General features: G+C 47.7%; 18 protein-coding genes and 2 rRNA genes. 3 read left to right on the top strand and 17 right to left on the bottom strand.

Annotation, left to right across the window (positions count from 1 at the left end; all coding sequences use genetic code 11):
- Positions 1–48: 48 nt before the first annotated feature.
- From F4V51_RS03070 to F4V51_RS03050, 5 genes are all read right to left on the bottom strand, one after another.
- On the bottom strand, positions 49–471 hold the full coding sequence (locus tag F4V51_RS03070) for a universal stress protein (protein WP_153976804.1): 423 nt from the start codon (positions 469–471) through the stop codon (positions 49–51).
- A 17-nt stretch (positions 472–488) separates the two neighbouring features.
- Positions 489–1,706 (bottom strand): MFS transporter, encoded by a 1,218-nt coding sequence (locus F4V51_RS03065; RefSeq protein ID WP_153976803.1) that lies wholly within the window; start codon positions 1,704–1,706, stop codon positions 489–491.
- A 157-nt stretch (positions 1,707–1,863) separates the two neighbouring features.
- The gene (locus F4V51_RS03060) at positions 1,864–2,319 is read right to left on the bottom strand and encodes a MerR family transcriptional regulator (protein WP_153976802.1); all 456 of its coding nucleotides are present in this window, start codon (positions 2,317–2,319) and stop codon (positions 1,864–1,866) included.
- A gap of 173 nt (positions 2,320–2,492) precedes the next feature.
- Positions 2,493–2,855, bottom strand: a complete 363-nt coding sequence (locus F4V51_RS03055; RefSeq protein ID WP_153976801.1) for an SdpI family protein — start codon at positions 2,853–2,855, stop codon at positions 2,493–2,495.
- 107 nt (positions 2,856–2,962) lie between these two features.
- A complete protein-coding gene (locus F4V51_RS03050) occupies positions 2,963–5,326 on the bottom strand; it encodes a heavy metal translocating P-type ATPase (RefSeq protein WP_153976800.1) in 2,364 nt (787 codons plus the stop codon).
- A gap of 227 nt (positions 5,327–5,553) precedes the next feature.
- Between F4V51_RS03050 and F4V51_RS03045 the strand changes: the two genes are divergently transcribed.
- Positions 5,554–5,925 carry an ArsR/SmtB family transcription factor gene (locus F4V51_RS03045; protein ID WP_095362085.1) on the top strand — a complete coding sequence of 124 codons (372 nt, stop codon included), beginning with the start codon at positions 5,554–5,556 and terminating at the stop codon, positions 5,923–5,925.
- A 102-nt stretch (positions 5,926–6,027) separates the two neighbouring features.
- Here F4V51_RS03045 and F4V51_RS03040 read toward each other — a convergent pair whose 3' ends face one another.
- From F4V51_RS03040 to F4V51_RS02995, 10 genes are all read right to left on the bottom strand, one after another.
- Positions 6,028–7,188 carry an AI-2E family transporter gene (locus F4V51_RS03040; protein WP_153976799.1) on the bottom strand — a complete coding sequence of 387 codons (1,161 nt, stop codon included), beginning with the start codon at positions 7,186–7,188 and terminating at the stop codon, positions 6,028–6,030.
- A 302-nt stretch (positions 7,189–7,490) separates the two neighbouring features.
- Positions 7,491–8,525, bottom strand: a complete 1,035-nt coding sequence (locus F4V51_RS03035) for an LLM class flavin-dependent oxidoreductase (protein WP_153976798.1) — start codon at positions 8,523–8,525, stop codon at positions 7,491–7,493.
- A gap of 160 nt (positions 8,526–8,685) precedes the next feature.
- The gene (locus F4V51_RS03030) at positions 8,686–8,997 is read right to left on the bottom strand and encodes an ArsR/SmtB family transcription factor (protein ID WP_153976797.1); all 312 of its coding nucleotides are present in this window, start codon (positions 8,995–8,997) and stop codon (positions 8,686–8,688) included.
- A 91-nt stretch (positions 8,998–9,088) separates the two neighbouring features.
- The gene (locus F4V51_RS03025) at positions 9,089–9,670 is read right to left on the bottom strand and encodes an NAD(P)H-dependent oxidoreductase (protein WP_153976796.1); all 582 of its coding nucleotides are present in this window, start codon (positions 9,668–9,670) and stop codon (positions 9,089–9,091) included.
- Between the two features lie 116 nt (positions 9,671–9,786).
- Entirely contained in the window at positions 9,787–10,209 is a 423-nt protein-coding gene (locus F4V51_RS03020; protein WP_153976795.1) for a MarR family winged helix-turn-helix transcriptional regulator, read from the bottom strand.
- A 134-nt stretch (positions 10,210–10,343) separates the two neighbouring features.
- Positions 10,344–11,021 carry an NAD(P)H-dependent oxidoreductase gene (locus F4V51_RS03015; RefSeq protein WP_153976794.1) on the bottom strand — a complete coding sequence of 226 codons (678 nt, stop codon included), beginning with the start codon at positions 11,019–11,021 and terminating at the stop codon, positions 10,344–10,346.
- A gap of 230 nt (positions 11,022–11,251) precedes the next feature.
- Positions 11,252–11,710, bottom strand: a complete 459-nt coding sequence (locus tag F4V51_RS03010; protein WP_153976793.1) for a 2-thiouracil desulfurase family protein — start codon at positions 11,708–11,710, stop codon at positions 11,252–11,254.
- 57 nt (positions 11,711–11,767) lie between these two features.
- Positions 11,768–13,018, bottom strand: coding sequence for a hypothetical protein (locus F4V51_RS03005; RefSeq protein WP_153976792.1), 1,251 nt, complete (start codon positions 13,016–13,018; stop codon positions 11,768–11,770).
- Positions 13,015–13,593, bottom strand: coding sequence for an RNA polymerase sigma factor (locus F4V51_RS03000; protein ID WP_153976791.1), 579 nt, complete (start codon positions 13,591–13,593; stop codon positions 13,015–13,017). Before F4V51_RS03000 ends, F4V51_RS03005 begins: the two co-directional genes overlap by 4 nt.
- A gap of 190 nt (positions 13,594–13,783) precedes the next feature.
- Positions 13,784–14,518 carry a class I SAM-dependent methyltransferase gene (locus F4V51_RS02995; protein WP_153976790.1) on the bottom strand — a complete coding sequence of 245 codons (735 nt, stop codon included), beginning with the start codon at positions 14,516–14,518 and terminating at the stop codon, positions 13,784–13,786.
- Positions 14,519–14,684: 166 nt separating this feature from the next.
- Between F4V51_RS02995 and F4V51_RS02990 the strand changes: the two genes are divergently transcribed.
- Together F4V51_RS02990 and F4V51_RS02985 are read left to right on the top strand one after the other, a co-directional pair.
- Positions 14,685–16,040 carry an MATE family efflux transporter gene (locus F4V51_RS02990; protein ID WP_153976789.1) on the top strand — a complete coding sequence of 452 codons (1,356 nt, stop codon included), beginning with the start codon at positions 14,685–14,687 and terminating at the stop codon, positions 16,038–16,040.
- A 250-nt stretch (positions 16,041–16,290) separates the two neighbouring features.
- Positions 16,291–16,470: a hypothetical protein gene (locus F4V51_RS02985; protein WP_153976788.1), complete on the top strand. Its 180-nt coding sequence runs from the start codon at positions 16,291–16,293 to the stop codon at positions 16,468–16,470.
- Between the two features lie 247 nt (positions 16,471–16,717).
- On the opposite strand, the gene rrf is transcribed toward F4V51_RS02985, so the two are convergent.
- Both rrf and F4V51_RS02975 read right to left on the bottom strand, forming a co-directional pair.
- A 5S ribosomal RNA gene (gene rrf / locus F4V51_RS02980) occupies positions 16,718–16,834 on the bottom strand.
- 74 nt (positions 16,835–16,908) lie between these two features.
- Positions 16,909–19,833: ribosomal RNA gene (locus F4V51_RS02975) — 23S ribosomal RNA — on the bottom strand.
- Positions 19,834–19,948 lie beyond the last annotated feature (115 nt).

The raw sequence follows: 19,948 nt of genomic DNA, 5'->3' as shown, positions 1-19,948 counted from the left end.
TATACACCACAGCAGTATCTTCAACCCAACCTTAATGATGGCAGAGTCCTATTTCACCGTTAAGACCGGGCATTCTGCATGTTTCAATACACCGTGGCTGACACTGCCAACGACAATTTCGGCCAGTACGCTTTTGCCGCCCGTACCCATTACAATGAGGCTGCACTCTCTCTCTTGCGACACTCGGCAGATCTCGTTTACCGGGTCCCCGGCAATCAGCAGTGTCTCATAAGGGATAGAACGTCCGGACAACAGCTGTTCTACCGGTGCAATAATATGCTGTCCTTCTTCCGCAATTCGTGCTTCGAGGTCTACTCCCAGAGCTGGTTCATTCAATGATACGGAAGGATTCACATGCACAATAATCAATCTGGCAGGATGCTTCAAACTTTCAGCCAAGTCAACAGCTGTTTCCAATGCTTTATGCGCATGATCCGACCCATCAACAGCCACTACGATTCGTTCCAGCATTTCAATTCCCCCATCCATTAATGTGTAATTGCTGCATCGATATCACGCAGATGTCTACGGCGTACAAGCAGAACCACGACACCAACCAATACCATCAATGCGCCAAAATAAAACGGTGTTTCCGGCAGGAACCATTCCGATAATTTACCTGCAAGCCAAGGTGCCAGCGCACCGCCAAGGAAACGTACGAAGCTGTAAGCTGCCGAAGCAACCGAACGTTCAACCGGAGCAGCCTCCATAACAGCCGTCGTAATCAATGTGTTGTTGATACCAAGGAAGATCCCGGCAACGATAACAGCAACAATGACCGTTGTGGACGATCCCATTACTGTACCTACGGCCATAACAATGAGGTCAATCGCAAACAGGGTCAGCATCACACTCATGGAAGGAACGGAGCCGAATCGACGCTGCAGTCTTGGTGCCACGAATACAGACGTTATCGCAAGCATGAGGCCCCAGCCGAAGAACACATAACCAAGTCCGTGCTCATCCAGATTCATGACATAAGGTGAGTAAGCCATCAACGTGAAGAAACCAAAGTTATACAGAAAGGCTGTAATAGCCAATGTTTTCAGGGATGAATACCCCAGTGCCTTGAACGGATCGGACAAGGAACTGCGTGTTTTCGGCTTGGCCATTTTAGGCAGCATAAACGTAATGCTGATAAAGGCAATCATCATCAGGACGGCAACGCCGAAGAATGGACCACGCCATGAAATGGAACCAAGCTCACCACCAAGCAGTGGACCTACGGCAATCCCAAGACCCAGCGCGGCTTCGTACAAAATAATCGCTTTGGCTGTCCCCGAAGTGGATAGACCAACAATTGCCGATAACGCTGTAGCGATAAACAAGGCATTACCTAGCCCCCAGCCTCCGCGGTAACCTACCAGGGCACCAACCGTATCTGATGTTCCGCCCAGAGCAGAGAAGACGACAATTAGCAAAATCCCGCTAAGCAGCGTCCATTTGACACCGATCCGGCTGGAAACAACGCCAGTAATCAGCATGGCAATCCCCGTTACGGCGTTATAACTCGTGAAGAGCAGGGAAACCTGGCTTTTGGATGCATGCAGCTGATCCGCAATGGCAGGCAGGATGGGGTCAACCAATCCCAGTCCCATAAATGAAATGATACACGCGAAGGCGACAGCCCATACCGCCCGTGGTTGGGACAGTAATCCTCCGCGTGATGACGGCAGTTCGTCAGGTAATGATGGTTCTCTTTTCATACATGATACCTCCTGGTTATGAATTGAAATCTGATTGTAATACATGAAAATTTCATATCATTTTCAAAAGAAAATGAAACAAAACGGCACAAAATGACACCGGATTCCCGGTGCTTGCACGATTTCGTTTTTATGGAATTATAGATCACTCTCTTGCTTATCCGTCTTCCGGATGTTCCGTAATTTCATTCTTCTGTAATCGCTGAATCCCGTTCTGCACCCGTTCTCGCAATTCCTCCAGCTCTGCCTGTACGGCATGAATACTCTGCAGTTTCTGTTCAATTAACTGTAGTTGACCACCCAGCGTTTCATCCATGCTCGTGAGTTTTTCAATCCGATCCTTCACTTCGGTTGTCTGCTGGTAATCAAATCGCTGCTCATTCAGCACATCAGCCATTGCGATATACGTATGCAGTTCCTGTAGAGAGAAGCCAAGCACTTCCTTGGCACGGACGACCTTTTTCAAATAGTCGATATCCTCTCTCGTATACAGCCGCGTGCCACCGTCCGTCCGCTGAGGTGAAGGCATGACACCAATCTCTTCGTAATACCGGATGGTACGCTTCGTCAAACCACATTCCTTGGCTACGTCGTCGATCTTATACAAGCTCATTTCCTTCACCTCACTTTTATATGTCTATAATGTTATGTACATAATTATATATAATTATAACGTTAACGTCAACGTTAGATTTTAATTGTAGCAACGCCATGAACCTCCATGTACACAAAAAGACCCGCTTTCGCGGATCTTCTGCTCCTTCTTATTTACATCCAACTACGATTCTATGATGCACCTTGCTCGCTTTGCTTCCGCTTCTGAGCATGCTGTACTTCCTTTAAGCGCCCTTCTACTTTTGTAAACAGTCTGAACGTATAGAATGCAACTGCAAACAGACTGAGTACGAGTGCCTGTACATCGGTAAACCAGAATCCAAGAATACCAAACACCGTAATAATGACCCCAAACTGCATCATCAGGTTTGCGCTGTAACGCTGAGCTTCGTCCCATAATTCAGGATCACTCATGGCGCGCGGGGTACGATAACCATATATGCCATTAATCTTTTTCGGCGGTTTTTTGAACAGCATTATCCCCAGCACGAAATAGCACACTCCGCATATTAACCCTACAATTGCTCCTGCCAAATTGTTCTCCCCTTCTCTTCAAACATACCTCTTAACATGCCTGCAGCCATAAAAATAAAAAACGGCTCTACGTATATACGAAGAGCCGCGTCGTTCGTTTCGAAAACTTATATGTTCTTCACGCGCAGCACCCGCATGGCGTTCAGAACGGCCAGAACCGTGACACCCACATCGGAGAAAACGGCTTCCCACATGGTGGCTATGCCGAACACTCCCAGCAGCAGGAAGATCACTTTAACACCCAAGGCGAAACCGATATTTTGCCAGACAATCATTCGTGTCCGCTTCGCAATGCGGATGGCGCTTGCCAATCGGGATGGTTCATCCGTCATGATGACCACATCTGCGGCTTCGATGGCAGCATCAGACCCGAGTCCTCCCATGGCTACACCTACATCCGCACGAGCCAGCACAGGTGTATCGTTGATGCCATCCCCGACAAACACCATTTTCTCCTTCGGAGACTTGCCCGCTTCAAGTTCTTCCAGCCGTTCAACTTTGTGCTGCGGCAAAAGCTCAGCGTATACCTCATCGACTCCCAGCTGCTGGCCTACGGCAACACCAACAGCTTTGGCATCGCCTGTGAGCATGACCGTTTTGCGGATGCCAAGTGTCTTCAGTGCCTGTATCGCTGCTGCAGCATCATCCTTCACTTCATCCGCAATGATCAGATGGCCGGCATAAGCGCCTGCTTCAGCAACGTGTACCACTGTTCCTACCGTCTCTGGCTTGGTATAAGTAATACCCGCCTGTTCCATCAGTTTGGCGTTACCTGCCAGCACTTCACGGCCATCCACACGGACTCTGATCCCATGTCCGGCAACCTCGTCATATCCTTCAACACCTTGTGTACGGATATCTTTGGCCCAGGCTGAGCGAATGGATTCGGCGATGGGGTGATTCGATTGGGCCTCCGCGATCGCTGCGAGTTCCATCAGTTCACCTTCTGTACGTCCACCTTCCGGACAAATAGCCGTTACGTTGAATACACCTTTGGTTAGTGTACCCGTTTTATCAAAAACAACCACTTTCACATCATTCAATGCTTCAAGGTAATTGCTGCCTTTCACCAGAATCCCGTTACGGGATGCCGCCCCAATCCCGCCGAAGAATCCGAGTGGAATGGAAACCACCAGTGCGCATGGACAGGAGATGACCAGAAAGACCAGTGCACGATAGATCCATTCGGCAAATGCTGCGTCACTAAGCACGAGCGGTGGTACGAACGCAATCAGCGCTGCAAGAATAACGACGACCGGGGTGTAATAACGGGCAAATTTACTGATGAAGTGTTCCGTCTTTGCTTTGCGGCTGCTGGCGTTCTGCACCAGATCCAGAATCCTGGATACCGTCGATTCTCCGAAGGTTTTGGTCACTTCAATCGTCAGCATACCGTTCTTATTCACAAAACCACTGAGTACATCACTTCCGGGCTCCAGTTCCCGAGGTACGGATTCTCCTGTAAGAGCGGACGTGTCCACCATGGAATGTCCAGCCTTCACTATTCCATCCAGCGGAACCTTCTCACCCGCACGGACAACGATATGATTACCGATGCGCACATCTTCCGGAGAGACACGCTTGGTCTCATCACCAGAACCGATCAGAATATTGGCATAGTCCGGGCGAATGTCCATAAGCGACTGAATCGACTTGCGAGAGCGGTTAACCGCCATTCCCTGAAACAGCTCCCCAAGCTGATAGAAGAGCATAACCGCTACCCCTTCAGGATACTCCCCAATGGCAAAAGCACCAATCGTTGCAACCGACATCAGGAAGTACTCGTCGAATACCTGACCACGAATGATGTTTTTGCACGCCTGGAGAACGATATCTCCTCCTGCAATCAGATAAGCAACGATATAGAGAGCGAGCTGTGCCCATCCGTCCAGTGGGGACCAGATGGCCGCAGCAAGTAGGGCAGAGCCGGCAGCAAGCCGGGCAAGCAGCACCTTCGTCTGTCCTGCACCATGCTCGTGCGAATGCCCGGCATGCGCATCATGATCATGTGAATGCCCGGCATGCGCATCATGATCATGTGAATGACCGTGGTCATGCCCGGCATGACTGTGATGATCATGTGCATGATGATGAGCACCGTGACCATGGCTATGGTGATGCGCCCCTTCATGATGAGCATGGTCATGAGAATGACCTGCATGTGTGTGCAGTTGGCCGTCTAATGGATTTCCCAGACCGGCAGAAGCCTGATTGCCTAGCGGCGGTCTCCCTTTTTCCGAGATGCGAATGTGCGGCTCAAGCCGCAGGACCTTACGCTTCGCTTCTTCCATAACGTGCTCATCCATATCGGAAGTTGTATGCACCAGCAGGGTTTTGGTTACGAAATTAACGGAGCAATCCGTAATACCTTTAATTTTTTTGACACCATTCTCAATCTTCAGCGCACAATTGGCACAATCCAATCCATCCAGCAGCAGTTCCCGTTTCACCTGTTCCTGACCGGTTCCCATGTGAATTCTCCCCTTTGCAGTTCGAAGCAGCATGAACATTTTAATTGAAGTTAATATATGAGCAATCATTCATATGTTTGATTAACTCTATTATATGCACGCCTAAACTGGAGTGTCAACGATCGATGTTGATTTTACAGACAGAATATGCTAATAGTAATCATTTCGCTTTAGACGTTTTTTGGATATAATAGGCGTATAGTTGTTAGCATAGGCGGTGATAGGAAATGGAACAACCGGTTAAAGCGCCAGCGGATTGTGATGCGGCCTGCTCGGGTACGGAAGCGGACGTAGAGTCCATCCGCACTTCCCTTATAGATCGGGAGACTTCTTCCGAGATGGCGGATTGGTTCAAGGCATTCAGTGACCCAACCCGACTACGTATTATTGATGCGCTGTTGCAGAAGGAATTATGTGTACATGATCTGACGGTGCTGCTTGATATGGGACAGTCGGCCATTTCACACCAGTTGCGTTCACTCCGCAACATGCGGATCGTCAAGCGCCGCAAGGAAGGCAAGACGGTGTATTATTCTCTGGATGATACGCATATTGAGCAAATCTTCCTGCAAACGCTCCAGCATATTAAACATGGCTAGGCGTAAGCCAGCCTGTTCAGACAAAGAGAACCCCCGTCTTTCGGCTGCTGCCGATGACAGGGGTTCTCTTTCGTTAAGGGTACCGTTTTCCACATGCAGTATCTACAGTAGATTGTTTTTGTTTGGATCATACAGACCGGAACGGCTTTTGAACCAATTGAAGATGTGGGATACACAGACCTTAAGCACTGCATAACCCGGAACGGCCAGCAGAATGCCTACCACACCGAACAGATTGCCTGATGTCAGAATGACAAAGATAATTGTGATCGGATGAATCTTGAGCGTTTTGCCCATGATCTGTGGAGAGATAAACTTCCCTTCAATTAGCTGTACAATCGTCCATACCGCCACCATTTTCAGCAGCATCACTGGAGAAGTCACCAGCGCCACAATGAGTGCAGGCGTAATGGCAATCGCAGGTCCCAGATACGGCACCACGCTGGTAAAGGAAGCGATAATGGCCAGAATCAATGCGTAATCCAGTCCAATGACCATATAACCAATATAGAGCAGGATACCGATACAGAAGCTCACGATAATTTGCCCGCGAATGAACGAACTGATCTGGTGGTTAATGTCGTGAAGTACCTCCATGGCACCCGTACGGCTTTTGATCGGCAGAAACGACAGGATCTTCTCCGGAAGCTTCTTCCCGTCCTTAAGCAGGTAAAACAGAATAAATGGTACGGTTACAATGGATAATACCGTTTCGGTAAAAGCGCCAAGGAAACCGCCGAGTTTGTTCCAGGTGGAATTCAGAATCTCTGTTGCTTTCTCGGAGATCGTTCCCCACCAATCCTGCCAGTTCATGTTCACCGTTTCCTGGACCTGACTGAACAGCTGACTGCCGGTAAGCTCCTCGAACTGCTGTCTGACATTTTCACTATACATCGGGAAATTGGCGATAAGTCCCATAATCTGATTGCGAAGCACTGGAATGACTGCCAATACCACAACCGTCAAAATGCCGCCAATCGCGAGGTATAGGATCAGTATCGACCATCCACGCTTAATCTTCCACTTTTCCATCACATCCACCAGCGGATTCAGCAGATAGTAGAGGATACCAGACAGAATGATAGGCAGTACAATCGTCTTGATTAGCACCGCAACTGGATGCAGTACAAAGGATATCTTCGTTAGCACCATCACGTTTAATCCGACCAGCAGCAGAATCAGCAGAAATAGGACAAACTTGTTGTTCAGAAAAAACCGCTTAAACCGATCCGGCCAAATGCGGGGTTGTTCGGGTTGCTCCATGGGCATGTCTTCCTCTCTTATGTATCTGATCATGATAAAAAATAAGCTTTCATACGGCATGCCTCATGCACATGCGAATAAAGAAACTTGTACAAGCCAACATATGTATAATGCTCTTGGTTTATACGTACGGCTCTTTTAACCGTTTCAAAATAGACCGTAATGTCATTTTACCCTAAAAAATCAGAACTGCCTCATCTATTCATTGAGATGGGTTTTTGATAAGCAAAAACGGACCGCCTCTTGCGAGGGCGACCCGTTATTGAACCGATATTCTATTCCTTGTTCATGTACCGTTAAAGTTATGCTTTACCCGCCAATTGTGCGATCAATTCATAAGAATGCAGACGTGCCTGATGGTCATAAATCATGGATGTAATAATAAGCTCATCCGCTTGTGTCTGGGCAATAAAGGATTCAAGCTGTCCACGTACCGTCTCAGGTGAGCCGTTCACAGCAGCTTTCAGCGTCTGTTCCACTCCAGCTCTCTCGCGATCGGTCCATTTGCCTTCCATATCGGCTGGTGGCTGTACCAGTCCTGTCGTCCCGCGGATGATGTTCAGAAACTGCTGCTGCATCGTTGTGCCGAGCCATGCTGCTTCTTCATCGGTATCTGCAACAACCGCATTCACACCTACAATAACATGCGGCTCCTTCAGTGTGTCGGAAGGCTGGAAGCTGCTTCGATATGTTTCAAGGGCAATGCGAGTATAATCGGGCGAGAAGTGGCTGGCAAAAGCAAACGGCAATCCGAGCCGCCCAGCCAAACGTGCACTGAAATCACTGGAACCGAGCAGGTAAATCGGGATGTTCAACCCTTCACCCGGCACCGCACGAACAGGTGCATGATAGGAGGTAGCTGATGCATCGAAGTACGCTCTCAGCTCAGCCAGCAATTCCGGGAAGTCTTCTCCGCTGTTCAGATCTTTGCGCAGTGCAAGCGATGTACGGCGGTCACTACCTGGTGCACGGCCCAGTCCAAGATCGATACGGCCCGGATACAGGGATTCCAGTGTACCGAACTGCTCGGCGATAACGAGTGGTGCATGGTTAGGCAGCATGATGCCACCGGACCCGAGACGAATCGTGTTCGTGCCACTTGCCAGGTATCCGATCACTACCGATGTAGCGGAAGAAGCAATACCAGGCATATTATGATGCTCAGCAACCCAGTAGCGATGGTATCCCCAACGCTCCGCATGCTGTGCCAGATCCAGACTGTTACGGAGCGCATCCGCAGGTGTTGCACCCACAACGACAGGAGCCAGATCCAGGATGGACAGCTTAACGTCGTTAATATGTTGTTTATGGGATGAAGCTTGGTTATCAGTAGTCATTATGAGAAGTTCTCCTTTGATGAGATATATTTTTGTATATCCAGATATATAGATGTAAAAACACATAAAAATAGAAGTACCAGCCTTGTTCTTCGCCGTTTACATCCGGACGGAATCCCCGCCTGCTGCTGCATTCTTGCTTCCGTCCTGGCGTCCGGCTTTATAACTCGTGCTGTACATACTCGGCAAATTGACGAATGGTTTCTTCGTTGCGGCGATAATACGTCCACTGGCCCCTGCGCTCGGAGAGGAGCAGCCCGGCTTTGAGCATGGTCAGCAAATAACTGGATATGACGGATTGAGCCAATCCAGCCTTCATCTGAATGGTTCCGACACAGATCCCGCTCTTCCCTCCATCGGGATGCTGGGACAATTCCAGAGCTGAGAAATGCTGCTCCGGATCTTTGAGCCATGACAGTATCTGCCTGCGTGTCTCGTTGGACAAAGCTTTAAATATGAGTAAAGGTTCCATGGGTAGATTATACCCCCTTTCTTCTGTTTTGCAAACCAAACAGGTCGATTCATCGTGCGAATCGACCTGCCAATTGTTGTATTAGTCTTCGTTAGAATTTAGTGCTTACCGTTTGCTTCACTTGCTCCAGCATGGATTGATAAGCCGCATCATCCAGATATCCGATACTGCCAAAGAATAAATGATCCACGGACTCAATGCCTACAAAATCAAAGATTCCGACATCGGAGGTCATTTTCATGCCAGCAGTCATGCCAATCTGGTCATATATGTCACTAGGTGTTCCGTGTGTATTGATGATCAGTCCTTTTTTGCCTGTTAACAGCTTCTCGATTCCTGCTTCGCCTGAAGCATAAGCAAAACCATATGCAAATACCCGGTCAACGTACCCTTTCAAAATTGCCGGCAGCCCAGTCCACCAGATTGGGTAGATAAACGTAATTGCATCGGCATCCGTAATAAACTTTTGCTCTGTCGCAATATCCTGTGGATTCTGTCCTGCCCGCATGGATGCCGTGTCAGCTGCGCTCAATACAGGCTGAAATTCCAGGGCATACAGATTACGAACAACAACCTCATGACCTTGGGCTTCAAGTGCTTCTACTGCTGTGTTTAGAATGGCGCGATTGAAGCTGTCTGCGTGGGGATGTGCATATACGATAAGATGTTTCATAATAGATTACCTCCAGGTTATTGTTATATTATGCTGCTACATAATGGAGCAATTGATACTTAAAAGATCAATTCATAGATATCTATGTTTTTACTCAAAAAAATTTTTTTCTTTTTTTATAACTTATGAACAATTCCAATCAACAGACTTTCCAGCTGTTCCGCTTGCTCATCTGTCATTCCACCATAGACCATGTCCTGAATCGTTTCCGATACCTGTTCAAAAATGGGCTTCAGCTGCTGTCCTCGCTCTGTGAGGCGAATCAATGTCACACGGCTGTCTTCCGCACTCTTGCTGCGTTCCACATAACCCAGCTTCTCCAGCTTGTTCACCAGCACGGTAACTGTTGGTTGTGTGCGATGGACGCGTTCAGCCAGCATCTTGATGGACAGCGAATCTTCACGATACAAAAACATCAAAATGTCACCATGGGATGGAACAATCCCCGTAACGTCATGCTGTTCCAGTTCCTGAACAATGCGTTTGTTCACATGATCCCTGATTCTTGCGATTAGTGCAATTGCATTATATTTTGGCATGTCCCCATTATACATAGATATCTATGTATAAGCAAGCTTCATTTCTATAAAGTTTTGTATACATTTATCAAAGCAGCCCCTGCTACCTCCTTGATGTTACAGAAGATAACCGAGGCTTACTTCGGATGGTTTATTTACTCAATCCATTGTGTAATCTTGTCCAGAGGCTGCCGAGACTTCTCGCGTTTGGGTTCCTCTATACGGTAGCCGAAAGCCGCCATCATCGAAATGTCCCACGCTCCATCTTCCAGCAAACCTTCTTCTTCGAGGATACGATGCACATCCTGGTAGCTGAAGCCTTCAATAGGGCAAGAATCGATGCCGATAAGAGCTGCTGAGGTCATCATATTGCCGAGTGCAATATAAGTCTGTTTGGATGCCCAATCGAATAGCGTTTTTGGGTTCTCAAGCAGACGCTGGTTGTTTTGAAAATTCCCGTATGCGGCACTTGTTAACTCGAACACATCATCCGGCATACCTTTAATCTCTTTGAGCATGTACTCCGCATAAGGGGAATTATAACTTGCATCTGTTCGGGCCAGAATCACCACGAAATGGCTCGCCGTTGCCAATTGCTTCTGCGCTCCAGAGGATACTTCAGACAAGCGCTGGCGGAGCTCCGGTTTTTGCACAATTAAGAACTTCCATGGCTCGAATCCGATCGAACTCGGTGATAACCTTCCTGTTTCGAGAATAAATTCGAAATCCTCCGCTGTAATTTTGCGTGAATCATCAAATACCTTCGTTGCATGCCGGAAATGATATGCGTTTAAAATTTCTTCCTTTTTTATTGTTTGTGTTGTAGGCTCCATTAAACTCCACGTCCTTCTCTTTTATTATTGAATGGTATGCTGACTCTGGGTGTCTTCATTATTTTCTCACTTGCTTAAGTATTAGTTTAGAATCTATAACCACAAATTAAAAGTACGCACATTATTGTTGCTCAGTATTTAAAAGTAAGTATTGTGTCGTTACAAAGAGAAACAGCCGCTTCGTGAATATGATTATTCTCCTGGGCAGCTTGTTCCATACCTTGTATGCTTTAAAATTGTTTCATGAATTCAATTTCCGAAATGACTTCATAGCCTTCTTGCCGAAGCAGAGCGGCGGTGACGCCTTCACCTTGTACCTTGTGATTAGCGAAGTGACCATCATAGATGGCTTGTGTGCCGCAGGAAGGACTGAATTCCTTCAACACAATGCAAGTAACATCGAGCTTTTTGGCCCATTCCAGCGTTTGGTAGGCTCCCTTAATATACAGATCGGTAACGTCCCTGCCACCTCTCTCCATCACCTGTGCTGTGCCTGTGAGCACATCCTTGCCTGTACCTCCGATAATCTCTGCCGGTTCCCGCGGGGTGGAGAATCCGCCGAGCAGTTCCGGACAGACCATCATGGCCTGCTCTTGAGCTACGAGCTCCTGAATCTTCTCATCCAGACTCGCTGTTCCGTTGTAACGGCAAGCTACTCCTGCCAGACATGAACTCACCAAATATTTCATTATGCTCTCCTTATGTTCAATTCCTCAGCTATTAGGATTGTATCATACGGATTAAACTTAAAGTTCTGATATTGTAATCATGGTAATGCGTGCATCTTCTTCATAACGAACTTGAATCGTATTGGACATCTCTTCCAAGCGGAATGTTGCCATGCCAACATTGTTTGTATCCCGCTCAAAGGTATATTTATCAAGATCAATACCGAACATTTTTTGGATTATGGGTTCTGCATTCTGCCTGATTATTTTTTCATCCAAGGTAAGTAATTTCTCAATGTACTGCTCATGAGCCTCTATGGTGACGAAATCTGGAACCACCCTCTGAAAATCCATTACAGTATATTCATTACTAAATCTCCCACCAACACGACTTACCACATATCGATCACCAAAATACAGGTCCGTTGTTTCCTCAAGCTGTTTATCATTTTGAGTAAACGTTACACTTTTCAAAGCAGGTGCTGGCTCACCAGACAAGGCTTCAATCGTACTTCTCGCATGGGTTATCAAATCTTGGGACACTGTGTCGGTACTCACTGTACCAGATACCGAAACTGCTTCATCTCGTGTCCACTCAATGCTACCACTGCCCTTCTCATTTTCCAAAAATAATGTGGTGAACCATACAGGCTCCTCCTGACCCTGCTTCATCTTCACATAACGTCTGGCTGAGATTGGCTTCAGCGTTGGATCGCTGTTAATTCCTTTAAGAAGCCCCGGAACTTGACGTAAAAATCGGTGCTCCAGCTCGTTCCCAGGCATCTCACTTCGCATATCGGCTTCCACCAGTGCTCCAGTCTTCCCATCCAGCCACATCTTGGCATACTCTGATTTATTCACGTCGCCAGCCTCGATATATACCCAGCCAGTAATTGGCCCTTTCTTAGCGTATTGGACCTCCAGTTGTTTGCCTAGATAGTCTCTCATCGTCATAGCCACAGTTTGCTTCATCTCGCTTGTTAGCAGGTTCATGCTAGGGTCATCCGAGAGCTGCAGAGCAGACACAGGATAAACTTTCTCTACAATGGGTTCCAGAACCTGTCCATTCCATAAGATAGCTGCTGCAGCTACTACCGCAACTGTTGTCACTACAACAACTTTCCGGGGACGTGAACGAACAGTGCGACGGTTCCGCTTCATAGTATGTTGTTTCTGTTTATAATCTGGAGCATCATAGACATGTTCCTCACCCGATTTCATCCATTCCACCTGGCGAAGTACATTCTGCTTGTGCTGGTCTTGAAAAGGAGACGATGCAAACGGCTCCTTGCGGATTTCTTTTTCCCAGTCCTCAACCTTGAACCTCATCTATTTCTCTCCTCCCATTGTTTCCGCACTTTATCTTTGCCCCGTGATAATCTCGATTTCACTGTACCTGTACTGATTCTCAACATTTCTGCAATTTCGTTCATCGTGAGCTCGTACTTCAGATGCAGCAACAAGATTTCACGAAACTTATCCGGCAGAGCCATAACGATATCCCATATCTCATGTACATGCTCCCTACTTATTACCTCGGCTTCAGCTGAAGGATGGGCATATTGTGCAGGCGTCATCTCACGAATATGTGAAGGTCCCTGTTCTGATTCGATCGGAAGCGTCTCCCCCCATAAACTGCTGCGAAAAAACCTCGATTTCCGGTATGTAAATGTCGTATTTCTTGTAATGGTAAGCAACCAGGTTTTCAGGGAGCACTCCCCGCGAAAGTGTTTGATCCCGGAGTATGCCCGAATAAATACTTGCTGTGATATTTCATCTGCCTGCTCTGTACTTCTGGTCAAAAAATAAGCATAGTTCCACACATCATTCCCATAGTCATCCATCATGCTGCTGAGTGTGTAATTGTCGATCGTCTGGGCCTGGGCCAGAAATTGATATTCCAACGGATGTTCACCTCACTTCATAAGACTGTATCCATTCCGGTTTGGTTCCCGATCCGGTCATTTTCTCATTTTCTTTTCTAAAATTAAATAAAATAAACCAGCAGGGTTCCAACGATCTGAACCTACTGGTTAAGCCCTATCCATGCTATGCAGCCTAATACTAACCATTCTAATCAGCTTTACAGATAGCTCAAGCTTTAACCGCAGCGATCATGAGAAACATGGGACGGCGATTCTCGTCTCGCATACCCGGGATCTGATCCATCATCTCAGGTGAAGGTTTGGACTCAGCCACCTGCTGAATCACAAATCCCGCCCGGATCAGTTCATTCAGATGGGTTGCCAACGTCCGGTGGTACTTAACTACGTCCTGACTCAGGAAATTGGTAACACGCTTTCCCTCCTGATGATAGTCATCTACAGGCCAATGCATAATCTCACCTTGAGGCCCATAGTGCCAATCCTGCGCAGCACGAGCCGTGAAGATCGGATGTTCCACTGAATATACCAATGTACCACCCTGGACAAGGCAAGCATGGATTTGAGCAAATACCTGATCCACCTGTTCAATGTAGTGCAGAGCAAGCGAGCTAATAACCACATCGAATTGTTCAGGGGCAAATTCAATATCTTCAATGGCCATATGCTTGTACTCAATCCGAGAATCATCCGTCATTTCCCGTGCACGCTGCAGCATATTCTCAGATAGATCCACGCCAATAACTGATCTGGCCTGCTGCTCCCGTGCGTACCGGCAGTGCCAGCCAAAGCCACAGCCCAGATCCAAAACATTTTTGTCCTTCAACTCAGGTAGCATGGTTCGCAGTTTATACCACTCACCCGCCGCCTCAAGCCCTTGAGTAGAACGAGCCATCTGACTGTAGTTCCTGAAAAACTCTGCCTCATCATATTTGTTCTGCTTCATACAACAGCCCCCTTCTTTATTAATAAAGACCACAGTAACTCTACTACATAAACGAGGTTTACAAGGAAAAGTTGCCAAGCAAATTCATCCCGTGTTATTATACAGAACGAACGTTCAGTATTATTTATTACAGAATGAACATTCAGTTTATTAAATGGAGGTTATTATGAACACGAACTGGACGCATCCCCTCGAAAGGCAATCCGTAGGAAAAGCTTTTGTAAGCTACCTTGTGCCATCCATACTTGGGATGCTGGTCATTGCTTTTAATTTTATTATTGATGGCATCATGGTTGGGCACAAACTTGGATCAACTGCGCTCGCCGGAATTGGTATTGCTTCACCCGTATACACCCTTTTCGTAGCAATGTCGTTATGGATCGGCATGGGCGGAGCTACCCTGTATTCCAACTATATGGGTCAAAGGGATATGACCACGGCCAAACAAATATTCACAAAATCAATTACGATTATTCTGTTAATTACGATGGCTATAGGATATACCGCATTCACGTTAAAGGACCAACTGGTTTACGCTTTGGGCGCTAATGCAGAGACATTCCCCTATGCCGCTGACTATATAAACATCATGCTGTTGTTCGGGTTTGTCTTCACCATTGAAAATGCCCTGACGATCTTTGTCCGTAACGACGGTGATCCCAATACCTCCATGTACGCACAGATCACATTTGCCGTAGCCAATATCGTTCTTAATTATATAACTCTATATGTACTCGAATGGGGTGTACAAGGTGTGGCCATCGGTACGATCATCTCGGCATCCCTAGCCCTGCTTGTCCTGTTGTCTCACTTTTTCAAAAAATCCAATAACCTTGTCTTCACTCGGTTCAAATGGAATACCAAACTGTTCGGAACCATTGTTCTTATAGGTTTTCCCAGCTTTCTTGCCGAACTCGGCATGTCTGTCTTCTCCATCTCACACAACATTTCACTGGACCGGATCGCAGGTACGGATGGTGTAGCATCCTTTACGGTACTGAATTATATCCATGGTGTAGTTTTGCTCGCTTTTCTGGGGCTGGCTTCTGCTGCCCAACCTCTGGTTAGTTACTATCATGGAGCCAAACAGATGGTGCGTGAAAAACAAACCATTCGCATAGCCTCCAGGACGGCTCTGGCTTGCGGTGTTATACTGCTGCTTGTTGTGCAATGGGGAGCACCTTACTTCGTTCAGATCTTCGGAAAGTTCAGTGAGAGTGTCAAAAGCAATGCTGTCTACGGTTTGAGAATATTTACTTTTGCCTACCTGTTTATGGGAATCAACTTCGTCATGAGTACCTATTTCCAATCAATAGGGAATGCCAAAATGGCAATCTGGATCACGGCTGCACGTGAGATGATCATCATGATTGCACTAATTGCTATCCTTCCATCTCTCTGGGGCGTAACAGGTGTCTGGCTTGCTGTGCCTCTCTCTGAGATGCTAGTTCTCGTGACAATTGCCGTTTACTATAGGAAACGTACTGTTTCGGAGAGGATTGAGAGTCTGACTATTGAATAGATCTTAACTTTACAGTTAAAAGACCTGCCTAATCCATGGATTAGACAGGTCTTTCACATCCATATTCAGTTGAATGTCATAGAAAGCGAATTAATTCAAATTTGGACTTAACCCACTTTCCCCAACTATATTCGGATATCGAAACGGCCATTGCTGTCCGTTGTTGCATCGAGCCCATACTTGTTCAGAATATGTTGAGATCACTATGGTAAAGTTAAATGATTAACCTGATTGGATGGTGCACGAACGAATGGACAAGGCATACTTCGAAGAAATGCATAAACTTGGGCATGATGATGAATTAAGATATCGGCTTCTTATTAGAGGCGTTAAACAATTATTAGAGAATCAGAAAAAGGAACACATCAAACGTTACCGATTGCTCAATCTCCGCAAGAAAAAAGAGCCTCAGGCTGCTAACTGGTCGTAAACATATAAGAAGTCACAAATAGATAAGAATTTCATTTTAAAAGAACAAATGATATAGTGCAACACCCCACCGGGTAGATCCCGATTTATTTCTCAACTACGAGTGTGTTTATGAGTCATAATAGAAGAAGGCACTATTCAATTAGAATAGTGCCTTCTCTTGTATTTATTTAATAGTCATTTTTATAATAACCTTACTTGAATATAAAATAAAAACCACCACCGAGTATCTTCGGCAGTGGTTCTTTGCTTGGCAGCGTCCTACTCTCCCAGGACCCTTCGGTCCAAGTACCATCGGCGCTAGAGGGCTTAACGGTCGTGTTCGGGATGGGTACGTGTGGAACCCCTCCGCCATCGCCACCAAACGATGCTGCTACGCTCAGAGATCATTCTCTGAAAACTAGATCCGAAACGAAACTTACGACTTAAAACCTGCAATTTGGATAAGCCCTCGACCGATTAGTACTGGTCAGCTCCATGCATTACTGCACTTCCACCCCCAGCCTATCTACCTCGTCGTCTTCAAGGGGTCTTACATACTGGGAAATCTCATCTTGAGGGGGGCTTCACGCTTAGATGCTTTCAGCGCTTATCCCGTCCGTACATAGCTACCCAGCGGTGCTCCTGGCGGAACAACTGGTACACCAGCGGTACGTCCATCCCGGTCCTCTCGTACTAAGGACAGCTCCTCTCAAATTTCCTACGCCCACGACAGATAGGGACCGAACTGTCTCACGACGTTCTGAACCCAGCTCGCGTACCGCTTTAATGGGCGAACAGCCCAACCCTTGGGACCTACTTCAGCCCCAGGATGCGATGAGCCGACATCGAGGTGCCAAACCTCCCCGTCGATGTGGACTCTTGGGGGAGATAAGCCTGTTATCCCCAGGGTAGCTTTTATCCGTTGAGCGATGGCCCTTCCATGCGGTACCACCGGATCACTAAGCCCGACTTTCGTCCCTGCTCGACTTGTAGGTCTCGCAGTCAAGCTCCCTTATGCCTTTGCACTCTTCGAATGATTTCCAACCATTCTGAGGGAACCTTTGGGCGCCTCCGTTACTCTTTAGGAGGCGACCGCCCCAGTCAAACTGCCCACCTGACACTGTCCCCGTACCCGCTTAGGGCACCAGGTTAGAACCTAGATACGATCAGGGTGGTATCCCAACGGTGCCTCCACACAAGCTGGCGCTCATGCTTCAAAGGCTCCCACCTATCCTGTACAGATCGTACCCAAATTCAATATCAAGCTGCAGTAAAGCTCCATGGGGTCTTTCCGTCTTGTCGCGGGTAACCTGCATCTTCACAGGTATTAAAATTTCACCGGATCTCTCGTTGAGACAGCGCCCAAGTCGTTACGCCATTCGTGCGGGTCAGAATTTACCTGACAAGGAATTTCGCTACCTTAGGACCGTTATAGTTACGGCCGCCGTTTACTGGGGCTTCGGTTCACAGCTTCGGATTGCTCCTAACCGCTCCCCTTAACCTTCCAGCACCGGGCAGGCGTCAGCCCGTATACTTCGCCTTACGGCTTCGCACAGACCTGTGTTTTTGCTAAACAGTCGCTTGGGCCTTTTCACTGCGGCCCCCTCGTGCTATTCACACTACCGGGGCACCCCTTCTCCCGAAGTTACGGGGTCATTTTGCCGAGTTCCTTAACGAGAGTTCTTCCGCGCGCCTTAGAATTCTCTTCTCGCCTACCTGTGTCGGTTTGCGGTACGGGCACCTTCATCTGGCTAGAGGCTTTTCTTGGCAGTGTGAGATCATGACCTTCGCTACTGTAATTTTCACTCCCCATCACAGCTCAGCCTTACGATGTGCGGATTTGCCTACACATCAGCCTCACTGCTTGGACAGACATCCATCAGTCTGCGTCACTACCCTACTGCGTCCCCCCATCGCTCGTAACGATTTACGGTGGTACAGGAATTTCGACCTGTTGTCCTTCGACTACGCCTTTCGGCCTCGCCTTAGGTCCCGACTTACCCTGAGCGGACGAGCCTTCCTCAGGAACCCTTAGGCTTTCGGCGGATCAGATTCTCACTGATCTTTTCGTTACTCATACCGGCATTCTCACTTGTATAATGTCCAGCGCTCCTTACGGTACACCTTCAACCCTTATACAACGCTCCCCTACCCCTGATGCAAGCATCAAGCCATAGCTTCGGTGGTGTGTTTAGCCCCGTTACATTTTCGGCGCAGAGTCACTCGACCAGTGAGCTATTACGCACTCTTTCAATGGTGGCTGCTTCTAAGCCAACATCCTGGTTGTCTGTGCAACTCCACATCCTTTCCCACTTAACACACACTTGGGGACCTTAGCTGATGGTCTGGGCTGTTTCCCTTTTGACAATGGATCTTAGCACTCACTGTCTGACTCCCGGAAGTAAGTCTATGGCATTCGGAGTTTGACTGAGCTTGGTAACCCTTGCGGGCCCCGCACCCAATCAGTGCTCTACCTCCACGACTCTGTTTTCCGAGGCTAGCCCTAAAGCTATTTCGGGGAGAACCAGCTATCTCCGAGTTCGATTGGAATTTCTCCGCTACCCCCACCTCATCCCCGCACTTTTCAACGTGCGTGGGTTCGGGCCTCCAGTGCGTGTTACCGCACCTTCACCCTGGACAGGGGTAGATCACCCGGTTTCGGGTCTACGTCCACGTACTAACTCGCCCTATTCAGACTCGCTTTCGCTGCGGCTCCGGCTCTTCACCTTAACCTTGCACGGGAACGTAACTCGCCGGTTCATTCTACAAAAGGCACGCCATCACCCCTAAAATGGGCTCTGACTTCTTGTAAGCACACGGTTTCAGGTTCTATTTCACTCCCCTTCCGGGGTGCTTTTCACCTTTCCCTCACGGTACTGCTTCACTATCGGTCGCTAGGAAGTATTTAGCCTTGGCAGATGGTCCTGCCGGATTCATACGGGGTTTCACGTGCCCCGCACTACTCGGGATCCGTCTCGGAGAGAGCAGACTTTCAATTACAGGGCTTTTACCTTCTTTGGCGGGCCTTTCCAGACCTCTTCGTTTAACCGGCTCCTTTGTAACTCCATGTGAGACGTCCCACAACCCCAGAGAGCAAGCTCTCTGGTTTGGGCTGTTCCGCGTTCGCTCGCCGCTACTGACGGAATCACTATTGTTTTCTCTTCCTCAAGGTACTTAGATGTTTCAGTTCCCCTGGTATGCCTCACACTAACCTATGTATTCAGTTAGGTGTAACTGGATATTACCCCAGCTGGGTTTCCCCATTCGGACATCCCCGGATCAAAGCTTGCTTACAGCTCCCCGAGGCAGTATCGTTGTTCGCCACGTCCTTCATCGGCTCCTAGCGCCTAGGCATCCTCCGTGTGCTCTTAGTAGCTTAACCAATTCGCTCGTGTTCGAGCTGTCTCTTCCCTTGGTTTGCTTGCGCAAATCCAAAAGTCGTTCCATTCGATCACTCGCTCATACAGTATCACTATTTATTGAAACTTGTTTTAACA

Source organism: Paenibacillus xylanilyticus, from assembly GCF_009664365.1.
Classification (GTDB): Bacteria; Bacillota; Bacilli; order Paenibacillales; family Paenibacillaceae; genus Paenibacillus; species Paenibacillus xylanilyticus_A.
The sequence above is the reverse complement of the archived record's forward strand: the minus strand, read 5'-3'. Positions and strand labels throughout refer to the sequence as shown.